This is a genomic window from Devosia sp. Root413D1 (genome assembly GCF_001425235.1).
In the GTDB taxonomy this organism is placed as follows: Bacteria; Pseudomonadota; Alphaproteobacteria; order Rhizobiales; family Devosiaceae; genus Devosia_A.
Window position 1 is genome coordinate 587,985 of record NZ_LMEA01000007.1, and the last position, 22,843, is coordinate 610,827.

A 22,843-nucleotide genomic window follows, 5' to 3' on the forward strand; every position below is an offset into this window, starting at 1 on the left:
CGGTTGAGCATCCCTTCCGTTCGGCATCTCACTCCCTAGCACCGCGCCACCTCAAGGCCTTTACGACCGCATACATGGCGATATCGCGACTCGCCATTGTTTTCCTGCCGCCCAGGCTCGCTAGAAGCTACGTGCGAGCATCGCGACTAGTTGGTCGCGCGGCTATCCAAGACCGCGAGAGTCTTGCTATTTGCGAACGTGGCAACAGCGGAACCCATCGTGAGCGAAAAGCAGCGCCTCTATCACCAGAAGCGTGCAGCGAAGAAACTCGGTCGGCTCGGCGAAATGCTGGCCGCAGCCGATGATGGTGACTGGCTGTTCCTCGCCTGGGCCGTAAATGTCCTTCAAACCGAATTCTCGGCCGCGGCGCGAAAGCACATTCGCTTTCCGGCTGCTGCGGCGACGGCCGCGGTTCAGTCGCCGTATGCCGTGCGCAAGTGGGAGCTCGAGACGCTGCTTGCATTGACGCTTTCGACGGCCAAATTGAACCATCGGCAGCCCTTGGTGATGGAATACGCCACCATGGCAGCGGCAATAAATCTGCTCCGAGACGTCGACAACCATGAAGGTGGCGCCAACTTGGGACCCGCTGACGTCATGTTGGAGATGGCGCGGATCGGACACCGCCAGTTCGGTTGGCAGCGTGGCTTTGCGACCACCGAGCGCGTGTACCGCTACTTCTACATCTACGGCCAGGGCAAATGCGCTGAGTACTTTGAGCATACGTATGGCCTGCCGATTGCCGATTTTATGCGCACAGGATTTTACCTCTTTGCCCAGCTTCATCATCAGCCTTGGGCGAAGCCCGTCACCGTGGACGGCATCGGCGTTGATCTTGAGCTCGTTGAACGTGCCTTGCCCCTGCTGTCACTGAATCTCATGGGCTCGCGGAACGAAAACCAGAAGCTGATTGCCCAGCTTCAAGCCGGTGCCATTGCCGCTGGGACTTCCTACTTGCCAAGCGTTTTTCGTCGCTATCCCATCGTTCGCGACGATGCTCTGGGGGCCTACATCGCGCCCCTGCCCCAACTTATCGTCCATCGGATGACCGTCGGCCTGTACTATGATGTCGCCGGCGGTCCTCAGGCCCTCCTTGCCGAGGCCAATGGACGGTTTGAATCTTACGTTGGAAAGCTGATTGCTGCCTACTATCCACGATTTGAGCTTCACCCGAGCCAATCCTACGGTAAGAAAAAGGCACGGTTGGCATCGCCAGACGTATTGGTTGGCGATGACGGACAGGTGCGCGTGGTCATCGAGTGTAAGGCGACCAAGCTTACCTACGAGGCTCAGTTCGCGCAGGATCCGATTGCCACTGCAAAGAGCGCCTTCGATCAGCTGGTCAAAGGTGTCGCACAGGTTTGGCGATTCTTCTCACACGTGCGGCGCGGCATCTATGTTGGCCCGCCTGTTGCCGGCGACGCGCAAGGAGTGCTGCTAACTCTCGACACCTGGATGCAGGCTGATGCTATTTCGCGCGACAAGGTCATAGCGCAGGCGCTTGAGCTTGTCGCCGGCGAGGCCGAGGTCATCGACGTCGACAAGCGCCCAATCGTATTCTGTTCAATGCAGGACCTTGCCGATGTGATGATCGTTTCGTCCGAAGAGCAATTCTTCGAGGCGCTGTCCAGTGCCACCGAGGCTCGCTACCACGGCTGGGATTTGATGGAAGTTCGGCGCCGTGCCGGCAACCAGAAGCCACGCGACTTTCCTCTGGAGATCGCTGATCTACTCCCGTGGTGGGCCCTCTTTCAGGGAGCTCAAGACGAAGCGAAATCGGGGTAGTCCAGGTAGCAATATTTCGCCGAATCCTCGTCTATCTCAACAGGCGAGCGACCCAGCACGAAGCGCAGGAGAGTTCAGCGGAGTTGACAGAGGCAAGGGTCGCACTGCGTAGCAGGAATTTCAGAATAATTTCAGAACGCCCTCCAGGCGGCTTCAGGACTTGGGCGCAGCCCGATGCCACCATGAAGCTGACACGGCCGGGTCTTCCCCGGTTGCGTGATTCCAGCGTGACTTGGGGGCAAATCGAGCATGCGCACACTGAATTGGGAAGAAGCTCAGACGAAGCGCCGGCTCTGGGCGCTAAGCGCTGCGCTTGCGCTGTCGACGTCGCTGACCGCGCCCGTCCTCGCAGCAGACCAGACGATCACTGGCACACAAGTGGGTCCGATCACCGTCAATGCCCCGATCGATACCCTCGCCAGTTCCGCTACCATTACCGCCAACACCGGCGCCGGAGCGCTCATCCTGGGCGGCAATCCGGCCCACTTCAAGCAGGTGACCAACACCGGCACCATTACCGCCACCGGCGCATCAACCGATGGCATCAATGCCGGTGTTGCGATCGAGTCCTTCCTCAACAGCGGCTCCATCGCCTCCGACGATCTCGGCATCTACTATGGCGGCCTGTTTAGCGGGTCCGCGATGACCAACGCCGCAGGCGCCCTCATCGAGGGCGACAACGCAGCCGTCGAAATTTACTACGGCCTCAACAGCTTCGAGAACGCCGGCACCTTGCGAAGCACGGATGGCAACGCCTTCCGGGTCAAGGATACCGCCCCGTCTGGATATGGCTATGTCGGGACCTTCACCAATGCGGCAACCGGCGAAATCTACGGCGGCGATACCGTAGTGCTGCTCAAGGGCGGGGTCGGCACGTTCAACAACCATGGGTTGATCGAAACTACGGGCGGTGGCGCTGGCATCTATGCTCCGTCGGCGACTGCCTTCACCAATTACGCCGGCGGCACCGTCCGATCCACCCTCGGTACGGCAATCGTGTTCGAACGCCCTGCCCTCGCGGATCCGACCAGCGTCGGAATGTTTCTCAACGATGGTCTGGTCCAGGGAGGCGCCGGCGGCGTGGCGTTCACCGGCGTCAATGTCAACTCGTTCGCCAACGGCGCCAGCGGAAAGATCTACGGTGCCGGCAGCGACGCTGTGTTGTTCGACGGGAACGTGGCGACCTTCAGCAACGGCGGGTGGATCGAGGCCACTGGCCACGACGGTGTCGCAATCACCGGTACCGCCGGCACCTTCACCAATCGGGCTGGTGCGACGATCAAATCCGCCACCGGCAAGGCGGTCGATTTCGACGGCGCGGTCACGACTTTCGTCAACGACGGAACCATTGCATCGGGCTACAAGGGTATCGATCTCGATAGCCCCACGGGCAGCTTCACAAACACCGGCACCATTACCGCGGGTACCGGCCACGCGATCGATGGCTCATCGTACCACATCGATAGCTTCGTGAATTCCGGCACCATTACGTCGTCGAACTACTACGCCATTCACGCCGGCAGCTTCGGTTCGTTCAGCAACACGGGGACCATCCGGGCCGGCAGCGGCCGGGGCGTGGAGGCTTTCTCCGATCGCACCGAAACGTTCGTCAACTCAGGCTCGATCTTCGCTACCGATATTGCCGTCGACCTGGGGGCCGTAGGCTCATTTACAAACACCGCCACCGGTGTGATCGAGAGCAGCAACTATTATGGTGTCTGGCTCTCCAACAAGACCGACGGTTTCGTCAACCGGGGGCGCATTGCCACAACCGGCGGAACCGGCCCCGCCGTCCACCTCAATGATACCGTCGGCAGCTTTATCAACAGCGGGACGATCAATTCCTTCGGCGATACAGGCCTCACGGTTGTGCGAACCGGGACCGGACCCTTCGTCAACGAGGCCGGCGGCACGATCCGCGGCGAGGATTATGGTGCGCTCTTCTACTTCGGCGCGACAGCGTTCGAGAATCGCGGGCTGGTCACCGGCTGGGTTGGCATGGGCTTCTCCGACAATTCAACGTATGCCGCCAAGGTGATCAACTCGGGCACCATTGAGGGTGTCAGCGGCACGGCCATCGATTTCGGTGCAGACAACTTCTACAACTATGCGCACGACGACACCCTCGAGTTGCGTACCGGCTCGCGCATCCTCGGCAGCGTCAGGTTCGCCGGCGGCAGCGACACGCTCGACGTCTCCGGCTTTAAGGGCAGCACCATCCTCACCGTTGCTGATCTCGAAACCGTCCTCACGGGCGACCGCCTGGTCAACCAGCAGCTGACCTCGGGCACGGGCACTATCAGCATCATCGACGGCACGGGCATAACCGGTGGTGGCACGACCGTCATGCGAGAGGTGGCCGGCGCTATCGGCCGTGAGATCACTGGCGCTCTCGGCGCGCGTACAGGCGGCGCAGCGTCCGTCGAACCCATGGGCTATGCCCCGGCTCGCCCGGTCGGCGCCGCCGAGGCCGCCACCGGAGAGCTCGTTGCTGCGAGCGCCCCGGAAGTCTGGGGTAAGGTATTCGGCAGCGTCGCCAACAGCACCAATGACTACAGCAATGTCCTCGGCGGCATCGTCGCCGGCTCGCATACCGCCATCGACGCCAACACCCGGCTGGGTGGCGTTGTCAGCGTCTCCGGCTCCCGTTTCACCACAGTCGGCGGCCAGACCATCGCCTCGGGCATCGGCGCCGCCGGCCTCTACGGCAGTACGGACCTGGGCGATGTGACTCTCAGCTACTCGGTTCTCGGGGGCGTCGCAGCCAACCACTCCGACCGCACCGTCACCACCATGGTCACCGAAACCGCGAGCGCCGACTACGCCAGCTGGTTCCTGAGCCCGGAACTGGGGCTCTCGATCCCCGTCCCGCTGCTCGACGGTATCGAGACCGCAACCGGCTTCAAGCTTCGCTATGTCGGCGGCGAGGTTGGCAGCTACACCGAAACCGGCTCGTCACAAAACCTCTCGGTCGGCACCGCGGCCGTGAACCTGCTCGATGCCCGCATGGAACTCACCGCCACGACGCAAGTCGCTTCCAACGATTATGGTGAGGCGACTCTCTCCACCACTGCGGGGCTCCTCGCCCAGCAGAATTTCGGCGCCTCGGTCGCTATCGCCGGCTTCCCCTTCGCCACCACGCCCGACAGCTTCGCTTACGGCGCCTATGGTGACATCACGCTCGATAGCCCCATCGGCCCAGCCGCAAGAGCCTCCGCTTCCGCCGGTCTCGAACTCCGCTCCGACGGCGTCACTTCAGCATCCGCCAACCTGGGGATGTCGGCGGCATTCTAGGGCCGCCCCCTACCCTTCCCATCGGATCACGGGCGGACCGATGGTCGAGGGCTGATGGCTCTATCCCAGTGCCGCCGTTGCGGTGATCTCGATCCGCAGCCCCGTGGCCAGCAGTTCCTTGACCACCACTGTGGCACGGATCGGGTACGGCTTGGTGTTGAAGAACTCGGCATACACACGGTTCATGCCTGGCGCGTCGGCGCTGTCGACGAGGAAGATCTGCACCTGGACGATGTTGGTGAGCTCGCCGCCGGCGGCGTTGATCGCTTGCTTGAGGTTCGATAGCGCCTGGCGCGTCTGCACCTCGATGTCACCCTCGGTGATCTTGCCGGTCTTCGGATCCTCGGCCAGCACCACCAGCCAGACGTGATTGCCGGCGCGCACGCAGTCATTGATCGGGCCGCTGGATGGCGCGATGCCGGTATCGATGACTTCAATCATGGGCGGCTCCGTAGCGTCGGTACGATGATGGCGAAGCTAGCGAGGGCTGATGATCTCGCCGGCGGTGATGTCGATCTGTAGCCCGTCGAACGCCGGCCGAACGTGGTCCGGCGTCATGGCGTCGGTCTGGACATAGTCGAGATCGATATGCAGGTTGGTCAGCACGGCGTGGCGCGGCTTGAGGTCCTCGACCAGCTCAAGCGCTTCGGACAGGCTCAGGTGGCTCGGATGCGGCGCCGGCCGCAGCGCGTCAAGCACCCAGGTGTCGAGCCCGCTGACCGCCTCGCGCGACACCTCCGGGATGCCGCTGAGGTCGCACGAATAGGCGAAGCCGCCCACCCGGAAGCCCAGCGAATAGATATCGCCATGATCCTGGCGGAACGGCAGGATGCTGATCGAGCCGCCCGGCCCGTCCACCGTCAGCGGCTTACCGGCTTCAATCAGGTGCTGGTTGAGGATTGGCGGATAACCCGAACCCGGCGGGGCCGTGAAGCAATAGGCAAAGCTCGGCACGATCCGGTTTGCGGCCTCGGCGCTGAAATAGACGTCGACGCGCTTGCGGTTGTTCAGCGCCAGCACCCGTAGGTCGTCGATGCCGTGCGTGTGGTCGGCATGCTCATGCGTGTAGAGCACCGCCTCGACCCGATCGACCTCGGCCCGCAGCAGCTGCTCGCGCAGGTCACAGCCGGTATCGACGATGATGCGGGTCGGCTCATCCGAGCCGGCCGAGAAGCCTTCGATCAGCAGCGAGCAGCGGCTGCGGCGGTTTTTCGGATTGTTGGGATCGCAGACGCCCCAGTGACCGCCAATGCGCGGCACGCCACCGGACGAGCCGCATCCCATGATCGTCGCTACAATATGTTGTGCTTCAGGCATTACGCCTTAGCCTTTGAGAATAAACGGAAAAAGTTGCCAGTTGTCTCGACGCCGAGTTGTTCGAGGCTGATGCCGCGAACCTCGGCTACCTTGGCGGCGGTATGGGCTACATAACTCGGCTCGTTGGTACCGCCGCGATGCGGCACCGGAGCCAGATAAGGCGCGTCTGTTTCAACCAGATAACGGTCTGATGGGACAAACTTTGCGACCTCGCGGATTTCCTCGGCATTCTTGAAGGTGATGATGCCGGAGAACGAGATATAGCCGCCGAGCTCTAGGGCCTGGCGGGCAAGTTCGGCGCCGCCGGTGAAGCAGTGGAGCACGAAAGGGAAGGCCCCCTGCCCCACTTCGTCGGTCAGCACGGCCGCCATGTGAACGTCGGCGGAGCGGGAATGGATCACCAGCGGCAGCCCGGTGAGGCGCGATGCGGCGATGTGCCGGCGCAGCCCGGTCTCTTGCGCTTCCTTGGGTGCGTTGTCGTAGAAATAGTCGAGCCCCGCCTCACCGATGGCGACGCATTTGGGGTGCGCGCTCAGCCGGACCAGATCCTCGGTCAAGATGTCGAGTTCTTCGTCGGCGTGGTGCGGATGGGTGCCGACCGAACACCAGACCTCGGCATTTTCTTCGGCGATGGCTTTGATCTCGTCGAAGCGCTTCACCCGGGTCGAGATGGTGACCATGCCATCGATCCCCGCCGCTTTGGCACGGGCCAGCACGCCGGCGCGATCGGCGGCGAGCTCGGGGAAATCGAGGTGGCAGTGCGAGTCGATCAGCATTGGCCTATGCCGTCTTTGGGTGCTCGAACTTCTTGAACACCGGTTCGGGCGGCGGCAAGACGGTTCCGGCGGGAACGGCCGACGCGCTGAGCGCATGGCTCAACAGGCGCTGGTCCTCCGGCACCGCTAGCGCATCGAGGAACTTCGCCGCCGAGCCCGGGACGAACGCCTGCGCCGCGATCGCGGCGCGACGGACGATGTCGGCCGTGGTCGCGAGGATCGTGCCCATGCGCGGCAGATCGGCCTTCAGCCCCCACGGCGCCTGGTCGGCGAAGTAGAGGTTGGCGGCGTTGAGCAGCGTCGTCAGCTCGCCGGCGGCCTCATGGATCTGCTGCGTCTTCATGGCGAGATCCATCTTGCCGATGGCCGCGACGGCCGTGGCGACAATGGCATGCTCAGCCTCGGTCGGTTGCGCCTCGGGCAGCGCGCCGCCAAAATTCTTCTGGATCATCGACAGCGAGCGCTGCGCCAGGTTGCCGAAATTGTTGGCGAGGTCGGAGTTGTTGCGGTTGATGAACTTCTCGCGGCCCCAGTCGCCATCCTGGCCGAAGCTGACTTCGCGCAGGCAGTACCAGCGCACCGGATCGGTGCCGTAGAGGTCGAGCTGCTCATGCGGGTCGACGATGTTGCCGACCGACTTCGACATCTTCTTGCCTTCCGAGGTCAGAAAGCCATGCGCGAAGACGCGGTGCGGCACCTCGATGCCGGCGCTCATCAGGAAGGCCGGCCAGTAGACGGTGTGGAAGCGGATGATGTCCTTGCCGATGACGTGCAGGTTCGCCGGCCAGAACTTCTTGAACTGCTCGGAGGCGCCATCGGGAAAGCCGACGCCGGTAATGTAGTTGGTGAGCGCGTCGACCCAGACATACATCACGTGCCCGGAAGCGCCCGGCACCGGAATGCCCCAGTCGAAGGTGGTGCGGCTGATCGAGACGTCGCGCAGGCCGGCCTTCACGAACGACACGATCTCGTTGCGCCGCTCCTCGGGCGCGATGAAATCCGGGCGGTCGGTGTAGAGCTTGAGCAGGCGGTCCTGATAGGCGGAGAGGCGGAAGAAGTAGCTGTCTTCCTCGACCCACTTCACCTCGGCGCCGGTCGGCGCGAACTTCTTGCCGCCTTCGCCGTCGGTGAGCTCTTCCTCGTCGAAATACGCTTCGTCGCGTACCGAGTACCAGCCCTTGTAGGTCGATTGGTAGATGTCGCCGTTGTTGCTGGCGGCCATCCGGCGCCAGATTTCCTGGCTCGACTCGTAGTGGCGCGGCTCGGTGGTGCGGATGAAATCGTCGTTGGAGACGTCGAGACGCCCCGCCAGCTCCTTGAAGCGGGCGGCGTTGCGGTCAGCCAATTCGCGCGCCGTGATGCCTTCGGCCGCTGCCGTCTGCACCATCTTGATGCCGTGCTCGTCGGTGCCGGTGAGGAAATAGGTGTCCTTCCCCTCCAGCCGGGCCCAGCGGGCGATGGCGTCGGTGGTGATCATCTCGTAGGCGTGCCCGATATGCGGCGCGCCGTTGGGATAGGCGATGGCAGTGGTGACGTAGAACGTGTCGGTCATGGTGTCGGCTGGACGCTCAGGAGCTGGTGTTTCCGGATCGCATCGAAAAGCGCGACCAGGGTCTGCCGCATGTCGAGGTTGTATTCATCGGCATCGGCGAGTGAAAGCCGGGCCTTGTCCCATAGCTCGTTGGCAGAGGCAAGGCGAACCCGGTCACCGGCGCTCGCGGCGGCCTTGGCGGCATCGGCCAGCCAGTCATTGAGAATGTCGCGGGCAAAACGCAGCTCGGCGGAGTCGCGCTCGCCGCCGAGCGCATCGGCCAATGCGATGCGGGCCGCCGACGGCGCCCCCGCGGGATCGGCGAGCCAAGCCTGCAGCAGCTGCAGCGCGCCCCCCTCCCCCAGCAGCATCGCCTCGAAACCGCGGCGCGGCCGCCCGCCGGCGAGCGACACAGCGCGATCGATGGCGAGTGGCTGTCCGCCGACCCGATCCAGTACCGTGCGGACCTCGCCGTCGGCGATTGGCCGCAGCGCCACCTGGAAGCAGCGCGACTTGATGGTGGGGAGGAGCGAGCCCGGGCGATGCGAGACGAGGAGGAACGTGGTGTCGGCCGGTGGTTCCTCGAGGATCTTTAACAGCGCGTTGGCCGACGAGATGTTGCAGTCATCGATCGGATCGACAATGGCGATGCGGTGCCCGGCGCGGCCGCGGGTCATCCGCATTTCCTCGATGAAGCGACGGACCTCCTCGACGCGGATGGCCGTGTAGTAACCCTTGCCGGTGTCGCGCAGCGATTTGCGCATCACGAACAGGTTTGGATAGGCGCCGGCGGCGACCTGCGCCGCGATGTGGCCGGGCGACTCGTCGCCGGTCTTTTCGAAGATCTTTCGGGCGAGATCAAAGGCCAGCGTCGCCTTGCCGATGCCGCGCGGCCCATGGATCAGGATGCCGCCGGGCAGCCGCCCGGCATCGAGCCGCTCGAGCAAGGTGGCGCGCGCCGCGTCGTGACCGGAAACGCCGGTCTGGAACTCGGGCAGCGGCACGCCTTCGAGCTGGTCGGGTTCGCGTTCGGGATAGTCCAATTCAGTCGGCCTTTGCCTCGAGCTCGGGGAAGCGCCGGTTCAGCGTATCCCAGATCTCCTGCTCCAGTGCATCTTCCGATTGGCCGGCGGGCAACACGACGCAGCGCTCCGGGTTGGCCTTGCCGATGGCGAGGAAAGCCTGGCGCAGGCGGCGATGCCACTCGAGGTCTTCCTTCTCGAAGCGGTCGCCGGTCTCGGCCAGCACCTTCTCGATCTCGCGATTATTGACCCGGGCGAAGGCGATGGCCGGATCCATGTCGAGAATGAAGGTGATGTCGGGCTGGTGCCCGTCGAGCGCCAGCGTCTCAAGGCCGCGGATCAGCTTGTCGTCGACCCCGCCGGTGAGGCCCTGATAGGCCCGGGTCGAATCGTGGAAGCGGTCGGAGATCACCCATTTGCCGCTGCTGAGGCTGGGGGCGATGAGCGAGCTGACATGATCGTAGCGGGCGGCGGCGAAGAGCACGGCCTCGGCGCCGGCGCCCCAGCTCTCGGAGCGGCCTTGCAGGATGAAGGCGCGGACGGCTTCGGCCTTGGGCGTACCGCCGGGCTCGCGGGTGCGGACGGCTTCGATGTCCATGCGGTTGAGCCGCACCAGCAGGCGCTTGACCTGCGTCGACTTGCCGACGCCTTCGCCGCCCTCAAAGGTGATGAAACGGGCGGCGGGTTTCGCCGGCACATCGAGCATTGCTTTGCGTTCCCGAACCCGGAGCGCTTTCAGGAGAAGTTGCAGACTTTTCCGGTTCGAAAGCGCGACAAATCAAACAGGTAGAGCACTGCCACGACTCGAGGAGGCGGGGAAGTGCTCTACAACCAGCCGAGCGCCAGTTCCTTGAGCGCGTCGGTTGCCTTGCGGACGATATCGCCGTCGGCAACGTCCTCGCCCGCGTAGAGCGGGGTGACCTGTACCACGGCGCCGTTGCACATGACATTGAGCTGGGCCAGTTGATCGCCCTTCTGCACAGGCGGGCGGATCGGCGCCTTGTAGGTGACCGTGGCCTGCGGGCAGTTCTGCGCGCCCTTGGGCAGGAACAGATCGATGCTGCCCTTGCCCACCAGCGACACCTGCCCGGCGCTGCCGCCATAGACATCGGCATGCGAGATGGCGGAGCCCTCCGGGAACACCGGGATCAGCTCGAAGCCGCGCGTGCCCCAGGTGACGAGCTTGCGCGCCTCTTCAGTGCGCTCGGTCATCGATTTGAGCCCATGCAATACGGCGATGAGACGGCGGCCGGTGGCGGCGGTCGAAACCACCTCGCCATAGCCGGCAGCCTCGGTGTGGCCGGTCTTCAGGCCATCGACACCAATGCCAATCTCCAGCAGCGAGTTGCGGTTCATCTGGCGGATCTTGTTCCAGGTGAACTCCTTCTCCGAGAAGATCGGGTAGTATTCGGGGAACTGCGCGATGATGAAGCGGGCAATGGTCGCAAGGTCGCGCGCCGTCGAGAACTGCGCCGGGTCGGGCAGGCCGGTAGCGTTGACGAAGTTCGAGCCGCTGAGCCCGATTTCCTTCCCCAGCTGGTTCATCATCTGCGCGAAGCTGAGCTCGCTCCCGGCGATGCCCTCGGCCAGCGCGATCGCCGCGTCGTTGCCGGACTGGATGATGACCGAGCGGACCAGATCCATCACCGGGATCTTCGAGTTCAGCTCGGCAAACATGGTCGAGCCGCCCGATGAGGCGCCGCCATCGCGCCAGGCATGCTCGGAAATGAAGAACTCGTCGGTCGGCTGGAGTTTTTTCGACTGCAGCTGGTCGAAAACCACGGCCAGCGTCATCAGCTTGGCCATGCTGGCGGGTTCGAGCTGCTCGTCACCTGCCTTGTTGAACAGGATGGTGCCGGACTCGTAATCCATCAGCACGGCGAACGGCGCCTTGGTGTCGAAATCCTGCGCGTGTGCGGAGGCCGCCCAGCAGACGGCGAGTAGAGCGATCAGCAGTTTCTGGCCAAAATTCCGCAATCTCAACCCCGATCGCGGTCAATGCTCGACCGCTCTCAAACTAATAGAGCACCAGGTCCTTGAGTCCAAGTTGCCTGGCGAGCGACATCACATCATCCCGCGCCACACCGGGCTTAAGATGCGTGAGTGTCAGGCGTGTGGCATCAGCGCCGGGGATGCGCACGGCATCCTCGTCGACCGCGCCCAGCATGGCGAACTGCAGCGCCACGTCATCGGCCCTCGTGGCATCGGCGAACACGCCGAGCTCCAGCTTGATGGCGCGCTTGTCCTCGTCGACCGTCGCCACCCAGGAGTCGAGCGAGCCCGAGCGGGTCGCCATGGCGTTGGCAGCCGCGTGGGCGCCGGTAATGGCGTCGTCGGCCGCACCGCTGTCGACATAGCCGAACATGTCGATGATGCCGCCGATGAGGTTCGGACGCTCTTCGTTCATGGCGAGGCGGGTAGCCCCCTGCTCCATGCGCGTTGGCTTGTCGACGCTGGCGAGCAGCATGCGGGTGTCGTCGCCATTGAGCGGCGCCGGGCCGATATACTGCACCTGGATATTGCCGACGCCGTTGCCGGCATAGCCGAGGATCTCGGCGGTCCGGTAGCTGAGGTCCATCACCCGGCCATGGAGGTACGGACCGCGATCGTTGACGCGGCAGACGATCGAGCGGCCGTTGTCGACATTGGTGACGCGGACGTAGCTCGGCAGCGGCAGCACCGGGCTGGCGCAGGAAATGGCGTTGGCCGAGAAGATCTCGCCATTGGCGGTGCGCCGGCCATGGAAGTCGTTGCCGTACCAGGAGGCGCCGCCCGAGGCGACGTAGCCGATCGGGTTCTCGATCGGCTCATAGACTTCGCCGCGCACCGTGTAGGGCTTGCCGACCATGTAGCGGCCGCCGCCCTTGGGCGGGTTCTTGGCATTGGTGACGCGCGGGCTGACGGCGACGCCGAACTCCTTGGAGCTGAAAGCGGAGCGCTTGATGTGCGGCACCCCTCCCCCGTCGCTGCTGCAGGCAGCCACAACCGGCGCCAGGAGCACAGCAAGAGCAAGCAGCCGGGCGGCCGCGCGAAGGTCGCGAGAAAACACTGCCAAAACCAGATCAACCCATCGAGAGATTTCCGCACCATACCGAAAGCCGTGCGGGGATGATCGCATCGAACCGCAACGTGGTTGCGGCCGGGTTAATTTGCTTCAAATGCCAGCTATTTAGCCGCCCATTCCGTGAGTTCCGCGGTAACCGTGGGATGTTGCTCGACCAGCGCCATGTGCCCTGCCCTGGGGACCACGACGAGCCTGGCGTCGGCAATCCCGGTGGCCATCTCGCGGGCGGCCTCGGGAACCGTGATTGCGTCCTTGTCACCGACTACCACCAGCGTCGGCACCGCGATGGCGCCGAGTTCGGGGCGAGAGTCCGGCCGGCCCATAATGGCGGTCTGCTGCCGGATATAGGTTTCGCCGCCATTCGCCGTGGCCATGCGCACATGCAGCGCCTTCAGCCCCGCATCGCCGACGTGGTCGGGGTGCACCGCATTGGGGAACGACTGCGCGACGGCGAGGTTGAACTTCCCCTGCTCCGTCAATGCGATGGCCGTTCTCCGCTTCTCGATCGCCTCCGGGGTATCGGGCCGCGCCGAGGTGTCGAGCAGCGCCAGCTTCAGCACCCGCCCCCTCGCCTGCCTGAGCATTTCGAACGCCAGGTAGCCGCCCATCGAGAAGCCGATGAGGGCGAACTCAGGCGGCGCGTCGCCAAGAATCGATGCCGCAATCTGCTGCATCGAACTGCCCTCGGTGTGGTTGGCGATGGTCACCGGCCCGAACTGCCACAGTGCCGGCACCTGATGGGCATAGATCTCGGCGGTGCAGTTGAGACCGGGAACGAGGAGGATCGGCATTGTCATGAAAGCGAAAGTCCTGATCGAGCGTTGCAGTTCCCGGAGAACGTTTTCGTTCTCCCCTTGGGGAACGTTTTCGTTCTCCCCGTGGGGAACGTTTTCGTTCTCCCGGCCGAGAACGGGAACGGGCTTGCTTGCCGGGCGGTCGGCACTCATATAAAGATATCTTTATATCCCGCCATGCGAGTGTGCCGGCGGTGAACGCAGTTTGGCGTGACAGACGTTGGAAAGTCGAGCGATGACTGAAGCTCAACACATTGAGATCGATAGAAATTCCTTGCCCAAGGGCGAGGAGGTGCGGGCAGCGCTTACCCAGGCGGCCTCCGAACGCATCCTGATCCTCGATGGCGCCATGGGCACCATGATTCAGCAGTTGAAGCTTGATGAAGCCGCCTATCGCGGCGAACGCTTCAAGGATTGGCACAAGGATGTGCGGGGCAATAACGACCTGCTCAACCTGACCCAGCCCGATGCGATCCGGGCCATCCACCTGCAATATTACCTCGCCGGCGCCGACATGGTGGAGACCAACACCTTCTCCTCCACCGACATCGTCATGGCCGATTACGGCATGCAGGCGCTCGCCTATGAGTTGAACCTCCAGGGCGCCCGGCTGGCGCGCGAGGCGGCGCAGCAGGCCTTCGACATCGATGGGAAGCGGCGCTTTGTGGCCGGCGCACTCGGGCCGCTGAACAAGACGGCATCGATGTCGACGGACGTGAACTCGCCGGGGCACCGGGCGATCACTTTCGATGAGATCGTGAAAGGCTATGGCGAGCAGATCAATGGGCTGATCGACGGTGGCGCCGACCTGTTGCTGTTCGAGACCATCACCGACACGCTCAATACCAAGGCCGGCATCTTTGCGGCGCAGCGCATCTTCGAAGAGCGCGGCAACGAGCTGCCAGTGATGATCTCCGGCACCATCACCGACCTCAGCGGCCGTACGCTGAGCGGCCAGACGCCGACGGCGTTCTGGTACTCGGTGCGGCACGCCAAGCCCTTCACCATCGGGCTCAACTGCGCGCTCGGCGCCAATGCCATGCGCGCCCATATCAACGAACTCTCCGATGTCGCCGACACGCTGATCTGCGCCTATCCCAATGCGGGCCTGCCCAACGAGTTCGGCGGCTATGACGAGACGCCGGAATTCATGGCGCGCCAGCTTGAGGGCTTTGCGCGCGATGGCTTCCTCAACATCGTCGGCGGCTGCTGCGGTTCGACCCCGGACCACATCCGGGCGATCAAGGAAGCAGTGGGAAAGTACAAGCCGCGCAGGATCCCCGAGGTGCCGACCTTCCTGCGGCTGAGCGGCCTCGAGCCGTTTACGCTCACCGGCGACATCCCGTTCGTGAACATCGGCGAGCGCACCAATGTCACCGGCTCGGCCAAGTTCCGCAAGCTCATCACCGCCGGCGACTACACCGCCGCGCTGGAAGTGGCGCGCGACCAGGTGCAGAACGGCGCCCAGGTTATCGACATCAACGTCGACGAGGGCCTGCTCGACAGCCAGAAGGTGATGGTCGAGTTCCTCAACCTGCTCGCTGCCGAGCCCGATATCGCCCGCGTGCCGCTGATGATCGATTCTTCGAAGTTCGAGGTGATCGAGGCGGGCCTCAAATGCGTGCAGGGCAAGGCGCTGGTCAACTCGATCTCCATGAAGGAAGGCGTCGAGAAATTCCTCGAGACCGCCCGCCTGGTGCGCTCCTACGGCGCCGCCGTGGTGGTGATGGCGTTCGACGAGCAGGGCCAGGCCGATACCTATGAGCGCAAGGTCGAGATCTGCACCAAGGCCTATAAGCTCCTGACCGAGGAAGTTGGCTTTCCGCCCGAGGACATTGTCTTCGACCCCAACATCTTCGCTGTCGCCACCGGCATCGAGGAGCATGTCGGCTATGGCATCGCCTTCATCGAAGCCACGAGGACCATCCGGCAAACCCTTACGCACGCACATATTTCTGGTGGCGTCAGCAACCTCAGCTTCTCCTTCCGCGGCAATGAGCCGGTGCGTGAGGCGATGCACTCGGTGTTCCTCTACCACGCCATCCAGGCGGGCATGGACATGGGCATCGTCAATGCCGGCCAGCTGGCGGTCTACGACACGCTGGAACCGAAGCTGCGCGAGGCCTGCGAGGACGTGATCTTCAACCGCCGGGCGGATTCGACCGAGCGGCTGCTGGAGATTGCCGAGCAGTTCAAGGGCCAGGCCGGCGGCGAGCAGAAGGCCAAGGACCTGACCTGGCGGACCAAGCCCGTGGCCGAGCGCATCTCGCATGCGCTGGTCAACGGCATCACCGAGTTCATCGACGCCGACACCGAGGAAGCCCGGCTGGCTTCGGCACGGCCGCTGCACGTCATCGAGGGCCCGCTGATGGCCGGGATGAGCGTGGTCGGTGACCTGTTCGGCTCGGGCAAGATGTTCCTGCCGCAGGTGGTGAAATCCGCCCGCGTCATGAAGCAGGCCGTGGCGCACCTTCTCCCGTTCATGGAAGCGGAGAAGAACGCCGATGGCAACGCTACCGGCCGCCGCAGCGCCGGCAAGGTGCTGATGGCGACGGTGAAGGGCGATGTGCACGACATCGGCAAGAACATCGTCGGCGTGGTCCTCTCCTGCAACAACTACGAGATCATCGACCTCGGCGTCATGGTGCCGACGGCCAAGATCCTCGAGGTGGCGAAGGCGGAGAATGTCGACGTCATCGGGCTCAGCGGCCTCATCACCCCGTCGCTTGACGAGATGGTGCATGTTGCCTCCGAGATGGAGCGCGAAGGCTTCCACGTGCCGCTGCTGATCGGCGGCGCCACCACCTCGCGCGTCCACACCGCGGTGAAAATCCACCCGCAGTATCATGGCGGCCCGACCGTGCATGTGCACGACGCCAGCCGCGCCGTGGGCGTGGTGTCGTCGCTGCTGTCGCAGGAGCAGCGCCCGGCTTACGTCCAGGACGTGAAGGCCGAGTACGAACGGCTGGCCGAAAAGCACCGGCAGAGCGAGGCCGAAAAGCAGCGGACATCGCTGGCAACCGCCCGCGCCAACCGCTTCCAGCCGAAATGGGATGGCTACGTGCCGCCCAAGCCGAGCTTCCTCGGCACGCGAGTGTTCGAGAACTACGACCTGGCTGAGATCGCCAGGTACATTGACTGGACGCCGTTCTTCCAGGCCTGGGAACTGAAGGGCCGCTTCCCGGCAATCCTCGAGGACAAGGACCAGGGGCCGGCGGCGCGCCAGCTCTGGGACGACGCGCAGAAGATGCTGAAGGAAGTGATCCAGAAGAACTGGTTCCGCCCCAAGGCGGTGATCGGCTTCTGGCACGCCAACCAGGTCGGCGACGACATTCGGCTCTATACCGATGCAGACCGCAAGGACCAGCTGGCGACGTTCTTCACCCTGCGCCAGCAGCTTTCGAAGACCGGCGGCAAGCCGCATATGGCCCTGGCCGATTTCGTCGCGCCGGAGGGCATCCCGGACTATCTGGGGGGCTTCGTGGTCACGGCGGGGCTCGAGGAGAACATCATCGCCGAGCGCTTCGAACGGCGGAACGACGACTACTCGTCGATCCTGATCAAGGCGCTGGCCGATCGCTTCGCCGAGGCCTTCGCCGAACTGATGCACGAGCGGGTACGCAAGGAATTCTGGGGCTACGGCGCCGCGGAAACCTTTGCACCCAACGAAATGATCGGCGAACCCTACCAGGGCATCCGCCCTGCCCCGGGCTACCCGGCCCAGCCGGACCATACCGAGAAGACGACGCTGTTCCACCTGCTCAACGCCAAGCAGCGCATCGGCGTCGAGCTGACCGAGAGCTACGCCATGTGGCCGGGCTCATCGGTGTCTGGCATGTATCTGAGCCACCCCGAGAGCTTCTATTTCGGTGTCGCCAAGGTGGAACGTGACCAGGTGGAGGACTATGCCCGGCGCAAGGGCATGGCGATCCGCGAGGTCGAACGCTGGCTCGGCCCGATCCTCAACTACATCCCGAGCTCGGACAAGGAGGCGGTATGACCTCCCCTGCCCCGTTCGCCCGCCGCGCCACTTCCGTGCCGGTAACCGTGGTCACCGACAAGGCGGCCCTTGGCCGCTTCGGTGGGCGCGACACGGCCGTGGTGCATCTCGATCCACCACTGCATGCCCATGACCCGGGCACCGAGTGCATTGCCTGCGAGAGCCGCGGCAATGTGCGGGTCCTGCTGTTCGAGCTGCAGGAAAAGGTGCGGCTCGGCATGGCCGAGCCGTTCGTCCGGGTGGTGGTGGACGCCACCGACGTTGAAGATCGCACGGCCGTCGCTGACGCCATTGTCCCCGGCAAGCTGCCGGCCTTCGGGCTCCGCGACTTCACCGTGGCCCGCAACTTTCATCTGGCGGAGGTGGTTTGATGGCCGCGCTTGATCTCTTCATCCGGCCCGCGGCCGACGACATCCACCCAATCAGCCGCGCCGCGCTGCTGGCTCTCGACGCAGCCGAGCGAACCCAACGGCTCGACGAACAGCAGGCAGCGATCCGCTCCCGGTTGGCGGCGGCGCCCGGGACGCGCGACTGGCACAATCAGGTGGGCATGATCGTCGCCGAACTCCGCCGTGCCGGTCATGCCCTCAGCCGCGACGGCGAGACGCATAGCTGGGTCGGTGAATCCGGCCAGCTTGGCGTGAGCTTCTGTCGGGCCGGCAACACTGTGCTCGCCTGGCAAGCCTAGCCGCGCCAAACCTCAGTATTACTTGCAGTGTAGCCTCGTCGCGCTAAGCTGTGGTTCACGCCTATTGGTAGGGGCGTGGACGCTTGAGGGGGCGTGGCAAATGGCAGAGCATCCGGATCCGTTCTCGGTCAATGTCGGGAGCAAGCTGCTCTTCGGCGCCATCATGCTGATGGGGCTCGGCCTGATCGGCGCCATCCTGGGGCCGCTGCTGACCGCCTTCGGCCCGAACGCCAGCCCAGAAGCGATCGGCGGCGCCGTAGGACCCGGCATCATGCTGCTGGTCGGCGGCGTGGTGCTCGGCATCATCGCCGGCATCTTCCTCGGCTACGCCAACGGCAAATACCCACCGTCGGCTCGCCGGGAGTAAGGTCCAGGATTGGGCTGCAGCTTGGGCTCGACCCTTCACCAACCCACCCGCTGTCATCGTGGGTGAGGTGATCGTAGTTGGTCAGCTCGGCCGCTGCGCACCATGTGAAGCGCTCTAGTGCGCGTGCTCGGTCACGCACTCGCCGTGGTCGGCCAGCACTTCGATGATCCGGCAATCGCAGATTCGCCCATGGCCGCATTCCTCGACCATCCGGGTCAGTTCGCCGCGCAGCGCCGAGAGGCTGGCGATACGGCGATCGATCTCGGTCAGGTGGTTGCGGGCGATGCTGTCGGCCTGGTGGCACGAGGCCTGCGGCGACGCGGCCATTTCCAGCAGCTCTCGGATATCCTCGACCTCGAAGCCGAGCTCGCGCGAGTGGCGGATGAAGTTGAGCCGCTCCACCTCGGGCTTGCCGTAGCGGCGCTGATTGCCCTCGGTCCGCGGCGGCGACTGCAGCAGGCCGATCTGCTCGTAAAAGCGGATGGTCGGGACCTTGACGCCGGTCCGCCGTGACAATTCGCCGATCGGCAAATTCATTGCATTCACCCCTTGATCCTCTAGTGGCTAGAGGTCCTAGATGTATGCGGACATGATGAAGAATCCAAGGAGTGCCGCATGTCCGAGGCCGCCGAGAAGCTGAAATTCCGCATTGGCGGCATGGACTGCGCCGCCTGTGTGACCAAGATCGAGAACGCCGTCAGTCGGCTTCCCGGCGTCGGCGGGGTCGGCGTGTCGCTCCCCAATGGCACGATGACCGTGACGCGCTCGGGTGAGGTCGCCAAGGGCGCCATCGAGCGGCAGGTCAAGGCGCTTGGCTACCAGATCGCCCCCGCCCGATCCGCCCATACCGGGCCTGCCGCTGCCGCGGCGGGAAACCATAGCCATGCCGGACATGATCATGGGCACGATCATGACCACTCCGATCACAGCCACGACCACTCCGGGGATGATCACTCCGGAGATGATCACGATCACTCTGGGCATGGCGAGATCATTGATGGCCCGTGGTGGAAAACGCGGAAGGCCCTGCTGACCTTCATCTCCGGTGGCGCGCTCGCGGCGGCCTATGTTGCCGGGCAGTTGTTCCCTCAAATCGGCCATTGGGCGTTCTTCGTCGCCATGGCGGTGGGCCTGATCCCGGTGGCGCGGCGCGCCGTCGTCGCCGGCATGACCGGCACGCCGTTCTCGATCGAGACGCTGATGACCATTGCCGCCATCGGCGCGGTGTTCATCGGCGCCACCGAGGAAGCGGCTACCGTGGTGCTGCTGTTCCTCGTCGGCGAGCTGCTCGAGGGCGTTGCCGCCGGCCGGGCCCGCGCCAGCATTCGGGGCCTCGCCGACCTGGTGCCCAAGCTGGCGCTGGTCGAGAAGGACGGCACGACCACCGAGGTCCCCGCGGCGCAACTGGCTGTCGGCGCCACCATCCTCGTTCGGCCTGGCGACCGCATCGCCGCGGACGGTGTCATCGTCGACGGCAGTTCCGCCATCAACGAAGCCCCGGTGACCGGCGAGAGCGTGCCCAGGACCAAGAGCGTCGGCGACGAGGTATTCGCCGGCACCATCAACGCCGATGCCGTGCTGCGCGTGCGGGTGACTGCGGCCGCCGCCGACAACACCATTGCCCGCGTCGTGCGACTGGTCGAGGAAGCGCAGGAAAGCAAGGCGCCGACCGAGCGGTTCATCGACAAGTTTTCGAAATACTACACGCCAGCCGTGCTGGTGGTCGGCGCGCTGGTCGCCATCCTGCCGCCGCTGCTGGCCGGCCAACCCTGGGACGAGTGGATCTACAAGGGGCTCGCCATCCTGCTGATCGGCTGCCCCTGCGCGCTGGTAATCTCGACCCCGGCGGCGATCGCCGCTGGCCTCTCGGCCGGCGCCCGTCGCGGGCTGCTGCTGAAGGGTGGCGCCGTGCTCGAGCAGTTGCGCCGGATCGACACCGTCGCGCTCGACAAGACCGGTACGCTCACCGAAGGCAAGCCGCAGGTCACGGACATTGTCGGCATCGGGCGCTCGGAAGCTCAGGTGTTGTCATTGGCCGCAGCGCTGGAGAGCGGCTCAAGCCATCCGCTGGCGCTGGCCGTGCTGGCCCGCGCCCAGACCGACAAGGCCTTCGTACCACCTGCGGCCGGCGCCAAGGCGGTGCCTGGGAAGGGCGTCACCGGCAAGGTCGGCGGCGAAGCCCTGTTCCTCGCCTCCCCCAAGGCGGCCGAGGAGCAGGTGCCGTTCGAAGCCGCGCTGCGCGAGCGGATCGGTGCGCTCAATGATGCCGGCAAGACCGTTTCGGTGCTGCTGGTTGGCGCAGAGGTGGCGGGGCTGCTCGCCATCCGCGACGAGCCGCGCGCCGACGCCGCCGATGGGCTGCGCCGGTTGCAGTCCGAGGGCGTCAGGACTGTCATGCTCACCGGCGACAACGAACGGACCGCCCAAGCCATCGGCGCCGCTCTTGGCATCGAGGTCCGCGCCGGCCTCCTCCCCGAGGATAAGCAGCGCATCGTGCGCGAGCTGCAGCAGCAGGACCGCGTCGTCGCCAAGGTCGGCGACGGCATCAACGACGCCCCTGCCCTCGCCGCCGCCGATATCGGCATCGCCATGGGCGGCGGCGCCGACGTGGCGCTCGAAACCGCCGACGCCGCCATCCTCCACGGCCGCGTCGTCGACATCGCCAACATGATCGGGCTGTCGAAAGCCACGATGGGCAACATCGCCCAGAACATCACCGTGGCGCTGGGGCTCAAGGCGGTGTTCCTCGTCACCACGATTATCGGCGTCACGGGCCTGTGGCCGGCGATCCTCGCGGATACTGGCGCGACGGTGCTGGTGACGATCAACGCCATGCGGCTGTTGGGCTGGAAGGGAAAATAGCGGTTCAGCTTCCAATGCTCCAAACAACAACGGCTCCCCGAGGGGAGCCGTTTGTTTTGGACTGCAGGATCTGATGAGAACCTGGTGCGGTCGAGAAGACTCGAACTTCCACGCCTTGCGGCACAGCGACCTCAACGCTGCGCGTCTACCAATTCCGCCACGACCGCACGCCGAGGTAGGAGCGACGCCGAAGCGGCGAAGCGAGGCAGCGTGTAGCAACGCTCGTTGGCGGGTGCAAGCGATTAATTGCCGTTATGCAAACGCTCGCCGCCAAACTCGAAATCAGGCCGGGCGGCGGACTTTTTCGGTGAGCTCGACGCTGAGGCGGCCGTCCTCGACCTTCACTTCGCCGCGCGCGATCAGCGTGTTGTTGGCATAGACGCGCAATGGGTCGCTCTCGCCCGTGTCGAGCTCGATCACCGCGCCGCGGCCCATGCGCAGCAGGTGGTGCACCGGCATGATCGCCGCGCCCAGCTCGACGGTGATATCGACTTCAATATTGTCTAGAGTGTTCATACATAAACCGCGACCGACCATCCCGGCTGAATCGCGCGGGCCCCTTGTGAGAGAGCATTGGACACCCATGCTTACCGAAGCGTTAACGACTGACCCAACTTGCGACACCGGGACCAAGCTGTTCCGCGCCGATGGGGTGCCGGTCGAGTGGCGAATCTCGGAGGGGTACGTGCCCTACCCCGAAGCGCTGGAGGCGATGAAGGCGCGGGCGGCAGCCGTTGCGGACGGTGCGGCCAGCGAGCAGGTATGGCTGCTCGAGCATCCGCCGCTCTATACGGCGGGCACCTCGGCAGCGCCCGAGGACCTGCTGTCGCCCAACCGCTTCCCGGTCTATGACGCCGGGCGCGGCGGGCAGTACACCTATCACGGCCCTGGCCAGCGGGTGGTCTACTTCATGCTCGATCTGCGCCAGCGCGGCCGCGACGTACGCTGCCTGGTACAGGGGCTCGAGGGGCTGATCATCGATACGCTCGCCGCCTTCAACATCCGCGGCGAGCGGCGCGACGGCCGGATCGGCGTCTGGGTGGCGCGGCCGGACAAGGGCTTTGGCCGCGAGGACAAGGTGGCGGCGATCGGCGTGCGGGTCAGCCGCTGGGTGACCTTCCACGGCATTGCAATCAATGTGTCGCCGACCCTTTCACACTTCGATGGCATCGTGCCGTGCGGCATCTCCGACCAGGGCGTGACCAGTTTTGAGGATCTCGGACAGCTGGTTGCGATGGCCGAAGTCGATGCCGCGCTGCGCACCGCCTTCGAGCGGCGCTTTGGCGCCACGGCAGATCTGCGCCCGGAAGGCCTTGTCAGTGCCGCGTGACGCACGCATTTTC

General features: G+C 64.6%; 19 protein-coding genes and 1 tRNA gene. 8 read left to right on the top strand and 12 right to left on the bottom strand.

Going from position 1 to position 22,843, the window contains the following annotated elements; all coding sequences use genetic code 11:
• The first annotated feature begins 219 nt into the window (after positions 1–219).
• Both ASC89_RS07780 and ASC89_RS07785 read left to right on the top strand, forming a co-directional pair.
• Complete coding sequence (locus ASC89_RS07780; protein ID WP_156384541.1) at positions 220–1,785, top strand: hypothetical protein; 1,566 nt, start codon at positions 220–222, stop codon at positions 1,783–1,785.
• 249 nt (positions 1,786–2,034) lie between these two features.
• The gene (locus tag ASC89_RS07785; protein ID WP_055996426.1) at positions 2,035–5,079 is read left to right on the top strand and encodes an autotransporter outer membrane beta-barrel domain-containing protein; all 3,045 of its coding nucleotides are present in this window, start codon (positions 2,035–2,037) and stop codon (positions 5,077–5,079) included.
• Between the two features lie 60 nt (positions 5,080–5,139).
• Here ASC89_RS07785 and ASC89_RS07790 read toward each other — a convergent pair whose 3' ends face one another.
• The 9 genes from ASC89_RS07790 to ASC89_RS07830 all read right to left on the bottom strand — a co-directional run bounded on the left by ASC89_RS07790 (position 5,140) and on the right by ASC89_RS07830 (position 13,586).
• Positions 5,140–5,520 (bottom strand): RidA family protein, encoded by a 381-nt coding sequence (locus ASC89_RS07790; RefSeq protein ID WP_055996429.1) that lies wholly within the window; start codon positions 5,518–5,520, stop codon positions 5,140–5,142.
• Positions 5,521–5,556: 36 nt separating this feature from the next.
• Entirely contained in the window at positions 5,557–6,396 is an 840-nt protein-coding gene (locus tag ASC89_RS07795) for an MBL fold metallo-hydrolase (protein ID WP_055996432.1), read from the bottom strand.
• On the bottom strand, positions 6,396–7,172 hold the full coding sequence (locus ASC89_RS07800) for a TatD family hydrolase (protein WP_055996435.1): 777 nt from the start codon (positions 7,170–7,172) through the stop codon (positions 6,396–6,398). Before ASC89_RS07800 ends, ASC89_RS07795 begins: the two co-directional genes overlap by 1 nt.
• A 4-nt stretch (positions 7,173–7,176) precedes the next feature.
• The gene (metG, locus tag ASC89_RS07805) at positions 7,177–8,724 is read right to left on the bottom strand and encodes a methionine--tRNA ligase (protein ID WP_055996438.1); all 1,548 of its coding nucleotides are present in this window, start codon (positions 8,722–8,724) and stop codon (positions 7,177–7,179) included.
• Positions 8,721–9,746, bottom strand: a complete 1,026-nt coding sequence (locus ASC89_RS07810; RefSeq protein WP_055996441.1) for an AAA family ATPase — start codon at positions 9,744–9,746, stop codon at positions 8,721–8,723. The genes metG and ASC89_RS07810 overlap by 4 nt, the downstream gene beginning before the upstream one ends.
• Position 9,747: 1 nt before the next feature.
• Positions 9,748–10,431 carry a dTMP kinase gene (tmk, locus tag ASC89_RS07815; protein ID WP_055996444.1) on the bottom strand — a complete coding sequence of 228 codons (684 nt, stop codon included), beginning with the start codon at positions 10,429–10,431 and terminating at the stop codon, positions 9,748–9,750.
• 119 nt (positions 10,432–10,550) lie between these two features.
• Entirely contained in the window at positions 10,551–11,702 is a 1,152-nt protein-coding gene (locus tag ASC89_RS07820; protein WP_244488412.1) for a D-alanyl-D-alanine carboxypeptidase family protein, read from the bottom strand.
• 40 nt (positions 11,703–11,742) lie between these two features.
• On the bottom strand, positions 11,743–12,678 hold the full coding sequence (locus ASC89_RS07825) for a septal ring lytic transglycosylase RlpA family protein (RefSeq protein ID WP_055996450.1): 936 nt from the start codon (positions 12,676–12,678) through the stop codon (positions 11,743–11,745).
• Positions 12,679–12,890: 212 nt separating this feature from the next.
• Positions 12,891–13,586: an alpha/beta fold hydrolase gene (locus ASC89_RS07830; protein ID WP_055996453.1), complete on the bottom strand. Its 696-nt coding sequence runs from the start codon at positions 13,584–13,586 to the stop codon at positions 12,891–12,893.
• Positions 13,587–13,818: 232 nt separating this feature from the next.
• Between ASC89_RS07830 and metH the strand changes: the two genes are divergently transcribed.
• The 4 genes from metH (at position 13,819) to ASC89_RS07850 (ending at position 18,638) form a co-directional block, all read left to right on the top strand.
• A complete protein-coding gene (gene metH / locus ASC89_RS07835; RefSeq protein ID WP_055996456.1) occupies positions 13,819–17,583 on the top strand; it encodes a methionine synthase in 3,765 nt (1,254 codons plus the stop codon).
• Entirely contained in the window at positions 17,580–17,954 is a 375-nt protein-coding gene (locus tag ASC89_RS07840) for a hypothetical protein (RefSeq protein ID WP_055996459.1), read from the top strand. The genes metH and ASC89_RS07840 overlap by 4 nt, the downstream gene beginning before the upstream one ends.
• Entirely contained in the window at positions 17,954–18,271 is a 318-nt protein-coding gene (locus tag ASC89_RS07845; RefSeq protein WP_055881383.1) for a hypothetical protein, read from the top strand. Before ASC89_RS07840 ends, ASC89_RS07845 begins: the two co-directional genes overlap by 1 nt.
• A 100-nt stretch (positions 18,272–18,371) precedes the next feature.
• Positions 18,372–18,638, top strand: coding sequence for a hypothetical protein (locus tag ASC89_RS07850; RefSeq protein ID WP_055996462.1), 267 nt, complete (start codon positions 18,372–18,374; stop codon positions 18,636–18,638).
• A gap of 114 nt (positions 18,639–18,752) precedes the next feature.
• Here the strand turns inward: ASC89_RS07850 and ASC89_RS07855 are convergent, their stop codons facing one another.
• Positions 18,753–19,175 (bottom strand): helix-turn-helix domain-containing protein, encoded by a 423-nt coding sequence (locus tag ASC89_RS07855; RefSeq protein ID WP_055882505.1) that lies wholly within the window; start codon positions 19,173–19,175, stop codon positions 18,753–18,755.
• A 78-nt stretch (positions 19,176–19,253) separates the two neighbouring features.
• Between ASC89_RS07855 and ASC89_RS07860 the strand changes: the two genes are divergently transcribed.
• Positions 19,254–21,500: a heavy metal translocating P-type ATPase gene (locus ASC89_RS07860; protein WP_055996465.1), complete on the top strand. Its 2,247-nt coding sequence runs from the start codon at positions 19,254–19,256 to the stop codon at positions 21,498–21,500.
• 82 nt (positions 21,501–21,582) lie between these two features.
• On the opposite strand, the gene ASC89_RS07865 is transcribed toward ASC89_RS07860, so the two are convergent.
• Positions 21,583–21,667 (bottom strand) — tRNA-Leu (locus ASC89_RS07865).
• A gap of 115 nt (positions 21,668–21,782) precedes the next feature.
• Positions 21,783–22,016 carry a FliM/FliN family flagellar motor switch protein gene (locus ASC89_RS07870; RefSeq protein ID WP_055881391.1) on the bottom strand — a complete coding sequence of 78 codons (234 nt, stop codon included), beginning with the start codon at positions 22,014–22,016 and terminating at the stop codon, positions 21,783–21,785.
• Positions 22,017–22,083: 67 nt separating this feature from the next.
• On the opposite strand from ASC89_RS07870, the gene lipB reads away from it, so the two are divergent.
• On the top strand, positions 22,084–22,830 hold the full coding sequence (gene lipB, locus ASC89_RS07875; RefSeq protein WP_055996468.1) for a lipoyl(octanoyl) transferase LipB: 747 nt from the start codon (positions 22,084–22,086) through the stop codon (positions 22,828–22,830).
• The last annotated feature ends 13 nt before the right edge of the window (positions 22,831–22,843 follow it).